Source organism: Kriegella aquimaris, from assembly GCF_900103215.1.
Taxonomy (GTDB): Bacteria; Bacteroidota; Bacteroidia; order Flavobacteriales; family Flavobacteriaceae; genus Kriegella; species Kriegella aquimaris.
The window spans coordinates 450614-463195 of record NZ_FNGV01000002.1 but is presented as its reverse complement, the minus strand read 5'-3'; the positions used below and the strand labels follow the sequence as shown (position 1 = coordinate 463195).

Sequence of the window (12582 nt, the reverse complement as noted above, 5' to 3'; positions counted from 1 at the left end):
TTGTTTCAATTTCCGCTTATGCTTTTTTGACAAAGTGCAGAAAAAGCCGATAAACAGTTGCGACCCTTTATCTATACCTACAATATATTTCATTTCACAACATTATTTCCAAGTAAAAAGTACGTTTGGTTATCTTTAAAGTATTGATCCCAAGTCGATACCAAATGAAACTAACCATCTTTGTATTATTTATCGTATTTTCTATTGGCCTATCTGCCCAAGAAACGGCAGCTATTCAAGGACAAACTTATAATGAACCCACAAGACTGACCGTCTACCCTAACCCGGTCTTCGATGAAGTAGTCTACGTCTCCACACAGCAAGCGGCTCCCAAAGAAATTGCCATTTATGATGTATTCGGAAAAATAGTTCTAATCGATAGAATTACGACGAACGCCTTGAACATTTCAAGATTGACCCCAGGTGTCTACGTGCTTCAGGTCGTTCAAGACAAAAAAACATTGACCCGAAAATTAGTGGTAAAGTAGTACGTTCAAATTGGCTATTTTTGAGCCATGGTAAATGCCCATGATGTCTTCACTATTTCCTCGCCTTCGGAATTTCAATCCGTAGCACTCGATGTGTTTCACCATCAATTCTTGCACAATCATGTTTATCGTAAATTTTGTAAGCTCTTGAAGACAGATCCAGAAACAATAAATAAAATTGAAGACATTCCCTTTTTACCCATTGAATTTTTTAAGACAAAAAAAATAGTATCCGGCGACCTCAAAGAAGACCTTATATTTACGAGTAGCGGTACCACAGGAAGTCATGTAAGCAAACACTACGTCAATGATATAACAATCTATGAAAAGAGCTATAAAACTGCTTTTGAATATTTTTATGGCTCAATTTCCGATTATTGTGTTTTGGCCTTGCTTCCCTCATATTTAGAACGGGAAGGTTCTTCGCTCATTTACATGGTCGATGACCTGATTAAGGAAAGTAGGCATGCCGATAGTGGGTTTTATCTGAAAAATACATCTCAATTAAAGGACAAACTGATAGCCTTAGATTCCGATGGCACCAAAATACTGTTGATTGGAGTATCTTTTGCACTTCTAGATTTGGTCGAAAAACACCAATTTCAGTTGAAAAATACGATAGTAATGGAAACGGGGGGTATGAAAGGCCGTCGAAAGGAAATGGTTAGGGAGGAACTGCACGATATTCTCAAAAAAGGGTTTGGAGTCTCGGGAATACATTCGGAATATGGCATGACCGAATTGTTATCTCAGGCTTATTCACATGGAAATGGCCTTTTTAGAACTCCCTCATGGATGAAGATTTTGACACGCGACACCGAAGACCCCTTAACTTTGCAAGATATTGGCAAAACAGGAGGTATCAATATTATCGACTTGGCCAATATAAACTCATGTGCCTTTATTGCTACCCAAGACTTGGGCAAGGTTTGCGATAACGGAAATTTTGAAGTCTTAGGTCGTTTTGACAACTCCGATATTCGTGGATGCAACTTAATGGTTCTTTGACCGGTTTTCCTTTAGAGTCCCAAAATCTTGGCATCTACAAAAAATGTAGAATTAACATCCAATTCATGATCTTGGTTTATCACCTCATCGGTAACCGTATTCAGACGTAAATTGAACTTGTCTTTTTTAATATATTCCTTTAAATCCATATCGGAGGTATCAAGTTGAAGCTTGTTACTTGTGGTTTCAGGAACATCATCTAACCAAGCAATTTTGATTTCTTCAACATCTTCCGCAGAAATATAGACTTCTATAGATTCAAGAAAACTGAAGTCGGCCGAATCGGGGGAAGTGATAGTTAATTCGAGTTTCTTTAATTGAATTTCTTCAATCAGGTCTTTGCGCGTATCGTTTACCTCAAATTCCGATTCTGAGTTTGTTTCCGTTTCAGGAGTATATATATCGAACGGCAAGTTTATACCCGTAGTAGATGGTATAACGACCGTTTGATTGTATTCAATATCGAATTTGGTCAATTCGTCAATTTTGTCACAACCTGTCAAAATTGTAAAAACGGCTAGAATCAAAAAATAATTACGCATAGTAGGTTTCTTGTAAATCGTGTTTACTAGTAACGTTACAATACCGAAAATATTTGGTTACAAAAACATAAAAAGACGGCGCAAGTGTAATATTACATCTGCGCTGTTAAATGAATAGGATTTTAATCAAAAGGAAATCGGATAATTACTGTGCGGTCAAAACAAAATAATTCTTTTTGCCCCGTTGTAAAAGCACGAATTTATCATTGATCAGGTCAGCAGTTGAAATAACATAATCTTCTTTGACCTTTTCTTTGTTCACCGAAATTGAATTCTGTTTTAATTCACGACGCGCCTCTCCGTTAGAACCAAGAAAACCGGTCTTCGCGGCCAAAGCCCCGATCATATCGAGTCCATTTTCCAGTTCAGAAATGGGAATCTCGGCTTGAGGAACACCGTCAAATACATCTAGAAAAGTCTTTTCATCCAGTTTTTTTAAATCTTCAGAAGTCGATTTTCCAAAAAGTATCGCACTTGCCTGAACGGCATTATCCAAATCTTCTTGCGAATGTACCATCACCGTAATCTCTTCGGCCAAACGCTTTTGTACAATCCGCAGATGGGGCATTTCTTGATGTTCTTGTATCAGCCCATCAATTTCTTCCTTTGATAAAAACGTGAAAATTTTGATATATTTCACGGCATCTTCATCCGAAGTATTCAACCAATACTGATAGAATTTATAAGGTGATGTCCGTTGTGCATCTAACCAGACATTGCCACTTTCAGTTTTACCGAACTTCGTGCCATCGGCTTTCGTAATCAGCGGGCAGGTTAAGGCATACCCCTTTCCTCCACCAATACGTCGAATAAGCTCTGTGCCCGTAGTAATATTGCCCCATTGATCGCTACCACCCATTTGCAAAGAACAATCGTACTCTTGAAAGAGGTGTAAAAAGTCATAACCTTGCACCAATTGGTAGGTAAACTCAGTAAACGACATACCTTCTTTGGCTTCGGCCGACAAGCGCTTTTTAACCGAGTCTTTGGCCATCATGTAATTAACGGTAATATGTTTGCCAACATCACGAATAAAATCAAGAAAGGAAAAATCTTTCATCCAGTCGTAATTATTTACCAAGACTGCCGCATTGGCTGCATCGGATTCAAAATCTAAAAACCGGGACAGTTGCGCCTTTAATGCATCTTGATTGTGTCGAAGTGTCTTTTCATCTAAAAGGTTACGTTCCGATGATTTCCCAGAAGGATCACCGATCATGCCCGTAGCACCGCCGACTAAAGCATACGGTTTGTGCCCGGCTAATTGAAAATGGCGCAACATCATAACCCCAACCAAATGACCAATATGCAACGAGTCAGCTGTGGGATCGATGCCTACATATGCCGATTGCATATCTTTTAACAAATGTTCTTCCGTGCCGGGCATTACATCGTGCAACATGCCCCTCCATTTTAGTTCTGCTACAAAATTTGTCGCCATTGGTTTTTATTCTTTAAATAATCGCTGCAAATATAAGGCAATTCAAGAGCTTTGTCTTGAAGAAAACCCGAATTTATCCATATCATTTGGCTAAATTAGCCCCATGATTTTAGTAACTGGGGGTACGGGTTTAGTAGGTTCACATCTACTATTGCAATTGGTCAGATCAGGCTTTACCGTGCGTGCAACATATCGACAGAACAGCAACTTAAAAAGAATTGAAAAAGTATTCGCATACTATGACCAAAAAGCTGGAGAACTCTTTGCCAAAATAGAATGGATTTTGGCGGACCTCAATGACATACCCAGCTTGGAAACGGCGTTTCAAGGCATCACCCATGTGTATCACTGCGCCGCATTAATTTCTTTCGACCCCAAAGATTATGACATATTACATAAGATAAATACACAAGGCACCGCTAACATTGTTAATCTGTGCCTTGCCAAAAACATTGAAAAACTATGTCATGTAAGCACTATTGGTGCCATCGGTAAAAGCTTGGACGGCAACGTTGCCACCGAAGAAAATGAATGGGCAGAAGAAGACACCAATGTATATGCAATGACAAAGCATGCCGCGGAAATGGAGGTTTGGCGCGGTTCGCAAGAAGGCCTGTCCGTAATAATTGTCAACCCTGGAGTAATTGTAGGACCAGGCTTTTGGGAAGATGGCAGTGGCAAGCTCTTTACAACGGCACACAAGGGTTATGCATATTTCCCTCCAGGGGGAACCGGTTTTATAACCATAGCGGATTTAATTCGGATTATGACAAAGCTTATGGATTCTTCGTCGATGAATCAACGCTACATTACGGTTGCCGAAAATGTCACCTTTGAGCATATGTTGGGTATGCTCACCAAGTACTTGGGCAAGCCTAAACCCACTAAAAAACTTGCCTTTTGGCAACTTGAAATCGGGCGTGTTTTCGATATGTTTTTTAGCTTTTTTACAGGAAGGGCAAGGCGTATTACCAAAAATTCGATCAAGTCACTAAAAACCCGGGATATTTATGACAATACAAAAATCAAAAAGGAATTGAATTTTGAGTTTGCGCCTTTAGAAGAAACCTTAAGCTTCTGTTGCGCTCGGTTTATGGAAGAGAATCTTTGATTTTTTTATCGGAAGTCTTAGATTTAACGTCAGCACTCTTTTTTACCGCGGCCAAACTATCATTCAATTGCCTCGCTTCTTCCAAACGCTTGGATTCATTCTCCAATTTTTGTTCCACCGCTTTGTAAATTGACTCGTATTCGCCACCTGGCAAAGAAGCATAATACGTATCGCTTTGGGTAAATTGAACGCTGTCTATTCCATGTTTTTCAAAAACATAGGTTGTCGGTTCTATATCGTTCTCCCGCAGAATAACAATATTTGTATTCTTAGCTGCATTGGCAATCGCCAAATCTTTTAATACCTCGATCATCTTCTCTTTGGCAATAAGGTTTTCAGGCTTATCAATGAGCTTTTCATTGCAAGAAAAAAACAACATTAAAGAAATCAAAAGAACAATCTTATTTAAGCTCATCGATTGAATGTTAGGCGTTGGCCAAATCGACCAACTGAAAACGCACCGTTATCGTAGGCCAAATGCCCGTTTACAAAAGTATGGGTTATTTTTGACCCAAACGTCTTACCTTCAAAAGGCGACCAACCACACTTATAAGCCACGTTACCTTGTTCAACTTCCCAAGGACTATTTAAATCTACAACGGCCAAGTCGGCGTAATATCCTTCCTTTATAAAACCCCGCTTTTTTACTTGAAAGAGAATAGCAGGATTGTGGCACATTTTCTCGGCAATTTTTTCCAGAGATATAACACCTTCATGGTATTTTTCCAACATTGCAGGGAGCGCATGTTGTACCAACGGGCCACCAGAAGGGGCTTTGGTGTACACATTATTCTTCTCTTCCCAAGTGTGCGGAGCATGATCGGTAGCTACTACATCAATACGGTCATCAAGCAACGCACTCCACAACAACCCTCTATCTTCCGCTGTTTTTACTGCCGGATTCCATTTAATGAGCGTACCCAAACTATCGTAATCGGCATCTGAGAACCAAAGGTGATGAATACAGACCTCTGCCGTTATTTTTTTCTCCGCTAAAGGAATGTCATTACGGAATAATTCAGTTTCCTTTCCTGTTGAAACATGAAAGACATGAAGTCGGGCACCAGTTTTCTTGGCAAGTGCTATCGCTTTTGATGAAGACAAGTAACAAGCTTCTGCACTTCGAATCAGCGGATGACATTTAATAGGAATATCTTCACCATACTGCATTTTGAATTTCTCAAGATTTCGTTTGATGGTCGTCTCATCTTCACAATGTGCTGAAATCACCATTTCAGTACTGCTGAAAATCTTTTCAATGACATCGGCATCATCGACCAACATATTTCCGGTTGAAGATCCCAGAAACAATTTCACTCCCGAACAGGCATTTTTATCCAATCGTTTTAACTCTTCCAAATTATCATTGGTACCCCCGAACAAAAAGGAATAGTTGGCAAAAGAGGTTTCCCTTGCTCTTTCGAACTTTTCTTCCAACTTTTTAATAGTGGTTGTTTGGGGGATGGTGTTCGGCTGTTCCATAAAAGAGGTGACGCCCCCAGCTATGGCTGCACGGCTTTCAGAAACTATATCACCTTTGTGGGTGAGACCAGGTTCCCGAAAATGTACTTGGTCATCTATTACGCCAGGAAAAACATGCTTGCCCTTCACATCAATAACTTGGGCATTGGGTTCAATAATATGCCTATCCAATTCTAGAATGACCCCATCACCTAATAAAATATCACTTTCGAATACCCGGCCTTCATTAACTACCACCGCATTTTTTATCAATGTTTTCTTCATGGTTAAAATTTACTTTTCTGAAAAAGACTACGCATTTTCATCATAAAAACTCCATAAATGGCCTCACTAACAATAGAGGAACTCATTTTCGATTTGCCCCTTACCCTGTCACGGAAAATAATCGAGACTTCTTGAATCTTGTAATTTTTAAGATAGGCCCTAAACTTCATTTCAATCTGAAATGCATAACCCACAAAGCGTACAGAATCTAAATCAATTGTCTCTAGAACATGACGCTTATAACAAACAAAACCTGCAGTAGGGTCATGAACGCGCATACCTGTAATTATTTTGACATAAAAAGAAGCCCCATATGATAATAAAACGCGATATAATGGCCAATCCACTACATTCACGCCCTTTTTATAACGTGATCCTACGGATACGTCGGCACCATCGGCGCAGGCGCGATATAACCGTTGCAGATCTTCAGGATTATGTGAGAAATCGGCATCCATCTCAAATATATAATCATATTTTCTCGCGATGGCCCATTTAAATCCGTGAATGTATGCCGTTCCCAGACCCGATTTTTCTTTTCTTACCTCTAAAAATAGCCTATCAGGAAAGTCCTTTTGCATACTTTTTACCTGGGATGAAGTACCATCAGGAGAATTATCGTCAACAATCAGCACATGAAAATTCTTCTCCTGTTTAAAAACAGCTTGTATAATAGCCTCGACATTTTCAATTTCGTTGTAAGTAGGAATTATAACTAAACTGTCTGACATTGATCCATTTGAATTTTAGCAAAAATAGTGTTTTCCAAACTTGACTAAGAAGACATTTTTGTGATTTAGCATTTTTTTTGGTCACTTTTGCGGGCATTTAGATTATAAATCCATTAAAACGCATAGAATTTGTAATTTTGGCGCCAAAGGTCACGCTTGGCACTTTCTCAAAAACGACAATCTCGGGTTTGTAGGTAAATAAAAGAGTTAAGTGAGTGCAAATCAACAAACCAGAATGCCGTTAAAATCACCAAAACTATTTCTATACTTTTTGAGTGCCGTTTTTGCCATTAATTTGTTGCAATCTTATTTCACCGAACTCATTTTTGACGAAGCCTACTATTGGCATTATGCTCAAAAAATGGCTTGGGGCTATTTCGACCACCCTCCAATGGTGGCTTTCTTAATACGGTTGAGCAGCTACTTTTTTGATGGGGAACTTGGGGTTCGTTTTATGAGCTGTCTACTTTCCGTTGGAACGCTTGTATTGCTGTGGCTGATGATCGACAATCCGAAAAAACGCGATTACGTACCACATTTCTTTATTTTGACCTTCTCCATGACCCTGCTCAATGCCTACGGGTTCTTTACGTTGCCCGATACACCCTTGTTGTTTTTCACCGCCCTCTTTTTGTGGATTTACAAAAAATTCATCGCCAATGCAACAGTGCTGTCGGCGATTTTTTTAGGCATTGTAATGGCTGCTTTAATGTATAGTAAGTATCATGCCGTTTTGGTCATTTTCTTTGTATTGCTTTCCAACCTCGCATTACTCAAAAACAAATATGCATGGTTAGCTGTAATTATTGCTCTTCTGTGTTATATCCCACACTTTTTATGGCTGTATGAAAATGATTTCGTCTCGATAAAATACCACCTCTTTGAAAGACCCAATGGGGCTTATGATTTCAACAAATACACCTTGGGCTTTTTCGTGAATCTCGTCGCTATCTTCGGGTTTACTTTCCCATGGATCTATAAAGCACTCTATAAAACAAAATCTTCATCACTTTTCACAAAGGCGCTATTGTACCTGACCTACGGTGTAATTTTGTTTTTTTTCATATCTAGTTTCAACCGCCGGGTACAGACCCAGTGGATTATCGTAATCTCCATTCCTTTGGCTATAATCGTTTTCAATTATATGTTGGAGAACACCAACACAAGAAAATGGATTTACCGAATGGGAATCATAAATTGTGTGGTTTTGCTTTTCCTTCGTATCGGACTCATATACGAACCTCTTTTTCCTATTTTTTACGAAACACATGGAAATAAACAATGGACCGAAGAAATACGAGCTGAAGCAGGCGATATCCCGATAGTTTTTGAAAATTCATATCGAAATGCGCCAATGTATGCTTTCTACTCGGGAAACCCCACATATTCGCTCAACAACATATATTACAGGCGAAATCAATACTCGATAGACAGTTCGGAGTATCAGGTACAACATAAAAAAATTATGTATGTTTCTAAAAGTGCCAAAAGCGGAGATGCTTCTTTTACTAGAATGAATGGAACCGTCTATCATGGGAAATTTATCGAAAACTTTGAATCCTTTAGAAAATTGAGATGTTTCTTGACCGAAGAAGAACCTCTTTCATTAGACCTGAAAAAAGTTATTAATTTTAAAGTATTCAACCCCTACGGAACCGATATTCCCCTAGAAAAAATAAAATTCGGCTTGGCCTATCTCAATGACCATAAGCAGGTGAAAGACGTACTGTCGGTTGATGCCATACCAACCAATGAAAATATTCTGACCTTAAAATCAAATGATACTACTAATTTCACGTTTACTCTACCAAAGCCCAACATGAAGAATCCTGGTTATTTTAGAATTGGTATTTCAGAGAATGGGCTGAACTATGGACTCAATGGAGAAAATATCAAATTAAAGTAATAATGGAGCCTATTCTAAGAGCCATCCCCACTGCTGATTGGATGACCATGCTCATATTTGGCAGTTTATTATTCTTGGTTATTGCCAAAAGTCTGTTCTATTCAAGATTTATGAATTTCATTATTCTGCCATTCAATAACAAATACATTTTCATGTATAACAAGAAGGAAAAACTATTGAACTGGTTTCATATTTTCTTCACCGTTTTTATGATTACCAATTTTTCGCTCTTTGTTTTTTTATCATGGCGTGCATTTTTTCAACCCGAATACACTTCCTACCCTTTTATATTCCCTATTATTCTTGGAGGATTATTACTCTTTCTTCTGACCAAAATATTCTTACAATTAGGCAATGGCTTTATATTCAATTCGAATAAAATTATAAGCGATCTGGTTTTTAAAAAACTTTCCTACTTAAATCACAGCGGCATTGTAATGCTTTTGGCAAATATTATACTCTGCTATATCGCAAAGGATTCAAAAATTGTGATTTATACCGCAACATTCTTAATTATATTAATAAACGGAATCGGCTGGGTCACAACAGTGAAGAATCATCAAAAATTCATTGCGAACAACTTTTTCTATTTTATTTTGTACCTTTGCGCTCTTGAAATTGCGCCGTTCATCATTATCGCAAGCTATCTAACAGACTAGGTTTTATGAAAGTAAAAACGATTTTGGTATCGCAACCCGAACCGAAAATGGAAAATTCTCCGTATTCAAAACTTATTGACAAGGAGAAAGTAAAAGTTGATTTCAGGCCTTTTATTCACGTAGAGGCCGTAGATGCCAAGAATGTACGCCAACAGAAGATTGATCTTAAAAATTATTCGGCCATCATTCTGACTAGCAGAAACGCAGTAGATCATTTTTTTAGAATTGCCGAAGAAATGCGCTTTAAGGTTCCTGATAGCATGAAATACTTCTGCCAATCAGAGGCCGTAGCCTATTATTTACAAAAGTATGTAGTCTACCGAAAACGTAAGATTTACGTAGGGAAAAGAGTTTTCCAAGATTTATTGCCGATGTTCAAAAAGTACAAGAATGAAAAATTCTTGCTTCCATCATCGGATGCTTTAAAACCGGATATTCCCGAAATTCTCGACGAAACTGGTGTTTCTTGGACGCGTGGAATCTTTTATAGAACGGTAATTAGTGATCTTTCCGACCTTCGCGACGTTTATTACGATGTATTGGTATTCTTTAGCCCATCGGGCATAGAATCCCTACTGAAGAATTTCCCCGATTTTGAACAAAACGATACGCGTATTGCCGTATTTGGAAATTCTACCGTAGATGCAGCCCAAGAAGCCGGACTTCGTATCGATATCAAGGCACCAACACCCGAAACGCCATCAATGACCATGGCACTGCAAAAGTATATTAACCAAGCGAACAAGAAATAGTTTAGGTTAATACGTTTCAGAGTTCCCCCTCTATATTGAAACGTTAAAATGCATAACGCTGCGGCCCACCGCGCCGAATTTCCTCACTGGCATAGGCTTCGAATTGTTTGAAATTTTTACGGAACGCATTTGTTAATTTAAATGCCATAGTATAGTACGCTTTATCATCATTCCATGTGCTACGGGGACTTAAAACATTTGTTGGTACTCCCGGGCAAGATCTTGGTTGAGCCACACCAAATACGGAATGAATATGGTAATCGTCATAATTATATAATCCTAGATCGCCGTTCAAGACCGCATTGATCATAGCGCGCGTATATTTCAACTTCATTCGCGTACCCACACCATAAGGTCCACCTGTCCAACCTGTATTTACTAGCCATACGTTAACCCCTGTATCTTTCATTTTTTTACTTAACATTTCGGCATACTCAGCAGGGTGCAAAGGCATGAACGGAGCACCAAAGCAAGCAGAAAAAGAGGGCACTGGCTCAACTACCCCTGCCTCTGTGCCTGCCACTTTTGCCGTATAGCCCGATATAAAATGATACGCAGCCTGACTCGGAGTGAGTTTCGATATTGGGGGTATTACCCCAAAGGCATCGGCCGTTAAAAAGAAGATATTCTTTGGGTTATTACCAATCGAAGGTTGTTGAATGTTTGCAATATGATAAATAGGATAACTGACCCTCGTATTTTGGGTAATTGAAGTGTTTGCAAAATCAACGTTGCCCTTTTCATCAAGCACAACGTTTTCAAGAATTGCACCCTTCTTTATAGCCCCAAAAATCTCGGGTTCCTTTTCTTCGGACAGGTTAATTACCTTGGCATAACACCCTCCTTCAAAATTGAATATCGCATTCTCATTGTTCCATCCATGCTCATCATCACCTATCAATTTTCGGGAAGCGTCAGTGGATAAGGTAGTTTTTCCCGTACCCGACAATCCGAAAAATATAGCCGTTTCGCCATTTTTTCCGATATTCGAAGAACAATGCATTGGCAAGGTTTTTTTATAGACCGGAAGTATAAAATTCAAGGCAGAGAATATTCCCTTTTTAATTTCGCCCGTATACCCTGTCCCGCCGATAAGCGCAATCTTTTTAGTGAAATTCAAAATGGCAAAATTGTGCTGGCGGGTACCATCGATTTCCGCATTTGCTGTAAACCCAGGGGCATTGATCACAGTCCATTCGGGTTCAAAATTCCGAAGTTCTTCCTTGGTAGGCCGAATAAACATATTATAGGCGAACATATTCGACCAAGGGTATTCGTTAACTACCCGAATATTCATTCGATAGTTCGCATCGGCACAGGCATAACAATCACGTACAAAAAGCTCCTTGCCATCTAAATATGAAATAACCTTTTCATAAAGTTTTTCAAACTTTTCGGGCTCAAAAGGAATATTCACAGGCCCCCACCAAACCTTTTCAGCGGTGACATTGTCCTTAACAATAAAACGATCTTGCGGTGACCTTCCGGTAAATTCCCCGGTATTCACGGCCAAGGCGCCGGAAACCGTTTCTTGGCCCATATTTTTCTCCAAAGTAATTTTATGAAGCTCCGTTGGTGTCAGTTGATAATGTACCGCACTATTGTTAATTCCTAAGCTAGCAAGTGTGATGCTTTTTTTCATTTTTTTTACGATATATTCATTATATAGGGTGATTATAGATACAAAATTATCATAAATATATTATTACAGCATAAATAATAAGAATATATTACACTTGTTCCCTGTACACACGGTAGCCTAATAACAACCATCCAAAAATAAGAAGCAGCCCTCCGATAGGAGTCACAAATCCAATGGACTTAAAATTAAAATCAGTTAAGGTATTCGTTGCCAATACATATATAGAGAAAGAGAATAATACAGTCCCAACAATAATCAAAATGAAAACCATTCTTTTGCTTTTTTCTGGTAATTGCTTCATACCTGCCAAGATCATTAAAAAAAGTGCATGATAAAGTTGGTATTTCACTCCGGTCTCAAATGTACCAATGGCATCGACATCCACCATTTTCTCTAAACCGTGGGCACCAAAGGCTCCCAGAATTATGGCTAATGCACCCAAGCAGATTCCAGAAAGAAAGATTGTTTTGTTCATAACACCGTGTGCTTTATTTCTTATAAATGTAACAATTTGATACCTTAGTATCTATTTTCACAGTAAAACTAAACAAAATCA

General features: G+C 38.8%; 13 protein-coding genes. 6 read left to right on the top strand and 7 right to left on the bottom strand.

Annotated features, from left to right (window positions below; all coding sequences use genetic code 11):
- Positions 1 to 164 precede the first annotated feature (164 nt).
- Both BLS33_RS07090 and BLS33_RS07085 read left to right on the top strand, forming a co-directional pair.
- Positions 165 to 488, top strand: a complete 324-nt coding sequence (locus BLS33_RS07090) for a T9SS type A sorting domain-containing protein (RefSeq protein WP_089886778.1) — start codon at positions 165 to 167, stop codon at positions 486 to 488.
- Between the two features lie 27 nt (positions 489 to 515).
- Positions 516 to 1496, top strand: a complete 981-nt coding sequence (locus BLS33_RS07085) for a LuxE/PaaK family acyltransferase (RefSeq protein ID WP_089886777.1) — start codon at positions 516 to 518, stop codon at positions 1494 to 1496.
- Between the two features lie 11 nt (positions 1497 to 1507).
- Here the strand turns inward: BLS33_RS07085 and BLS33_RS07080 are convergent, their stop codons facing one another.
- Positions 1508 to 2038 (bottom strand): hypothetical protein, encoded by a 531-nt coding sequence (locus BLS33_RS07080; RefSeq protein ID WP_089886776.1) that lies wholly within the window; start codon positions 2036 to 2038, stop codon positions 1508 to 1510.
- Between the two features lie 145 nt (positions 2039 to 2183).
- Entirely contained in the window at positions 2184 to 3479 is a 1296-nt protein-coding gene (gene tyrS, locus BLS33_RS07075) for a tyrosine--tRNA ligase (protein ID WP_089886775.1), read from the bottom strand.
- 103 nt (positions 3480 to 3582) lie between these two features.
- Here tyrS and BLS33_RS07070 point away from each other — a divergent pair, with 103 nt between their 5' ends.
- Positions 3583 to 4590, top strand: a complete 1008-nt coding sequence (locus BLS33_RS07070) for an NAD-dependent epimerase/dehydratase family protein (protein ID WP_089886774.1) — start codon at positions 3583 to 3585, stop codon at positions 4588 to 4590.
- On the opposite strand, the gene BLS33_RS07065 is transcribed toward BLS33_RS07070, so the two are convergent.
- From BLS33_RS07065 to BLS33_RS07055, 3 genes are read right to left on the bottom strand one after another with little or no spacing between them, the layout of a single operon-like run.
- Positions 4571 to 5005 carry a DUF4296 domain-containing protein gene (locus tag BLS33_RS07065; RefSeq protein ID WP_089886773.1) on the bottom strand — a complete coding sequence of 145 codons (435 nt, stop codon included), beginning with the start codon at positions 5003 to 5005 and terminating at the stop codon, positions 4571 to 4573. The two genes, BLS33_RS07070 and BLS33_RS07065, sit on opposite strands and share 20 nt — an antisense overlap.
- Entirely contained in the window at positions 5002 to 6336 is a 1335-nt protein-coding gene (locus BLS33_RS07060; RefSeq protein WP_089886772.1) for a dihydroorotase, read from the bottom strand. Before BLS33_RS07060 ends, BLS33_RS07065 begins: the two co-directional genes overlap by 4 nt.
- Before the next feature lie 2 nt (positions 6337 to 6338).
- The gene (locus BLS33_RS07055; RefSeq protein WP_089886771.1) at positions 6339 to 7067 is read right to left on the bottom strand and encodes a polyprenol monophosphomannose synthase; all 729 of its coding nucleotides are present in this window, start codon (positions 7065 to 7067) and stop codon (positions 6339 to 6341) included.
- A 235-nt stretch (positions 7068 to 7302) separates the two neighbouring features.
- Between BLS33_RS07055 and BLS33_RS07050 the strand changes: the two genes are divergently transcribed.
- The 3 genes from BLS33_RS07050 to BLS33_RS07040 are packed head-to-tail and all read left to right on the top strand — an operon-like array spanning position 7303 to position 10384.
- A complete protein-coding gene (locus BLS33_RS07050) occupies positions 7303 to 8973 on the top strand; it encodes an ArnT family glycosyltransferase (RefSeq protein ID WP_089886770.1) in 1671 nt (556 codons plus the stop codon).
- 2 nt (positions 8974 to 8975) lie between these two features.
- Positions 8976 to 9632, top strand: a complete 657-nt coding sequence (locus BLS33_RS07045) for a DUF4271 domain-containing protein (RefSeq protein ID WP_089886769.1) — start codon at positions 8976 to 8978, stop codon at positions 9630 to 9632.
- A 5-nt stretch (positions 9633 to 9637) separates the two neighbouring features.
- Entirely contained in the window at positions 9638 to 10384 is a 747-nt protein-coding gene (locus tag BLS33_RS07040; protein WP_089886768.1) for a uroporphyrinogen-III synthase, read from the top strand.
- Positions 10385 to 10427: 43 nt separating this feature from the next.
- Here BLS33_RS07040 and pckA read toward each other — a convergent pair whose 3' ends face one another.
- Together pckA and BLS33_RS07030 are read right to left on the bottom strand one after the other, a co-directional pair.
- On the bottom strand, positions 10428 to 12026 hold the full coding sequence (gene pckA, locus BLS33_RS07035) for a phosphoenolpyruvate carboxykinase (ATP) (protein ID WP_089886767.1): 1599 nt from the start codon (positions 12024 to 12026) through the stop codon (positions 10428 to 10430).
- Between the two features lie 88 nt (positions 12027 to 12114).
- A complete protein-coding gene (locus BLS33_RS07030; RefSeq protein WP_089886766.1) occupies positions 12115 to 12501 on the bottom strand; it encodes a DUF423 domain-containing protein in 387 nt (128 codons plus the stop codon).
- Between the last annotated feature and the right edge of the window lie 81 nt (positions 12502 to 12582).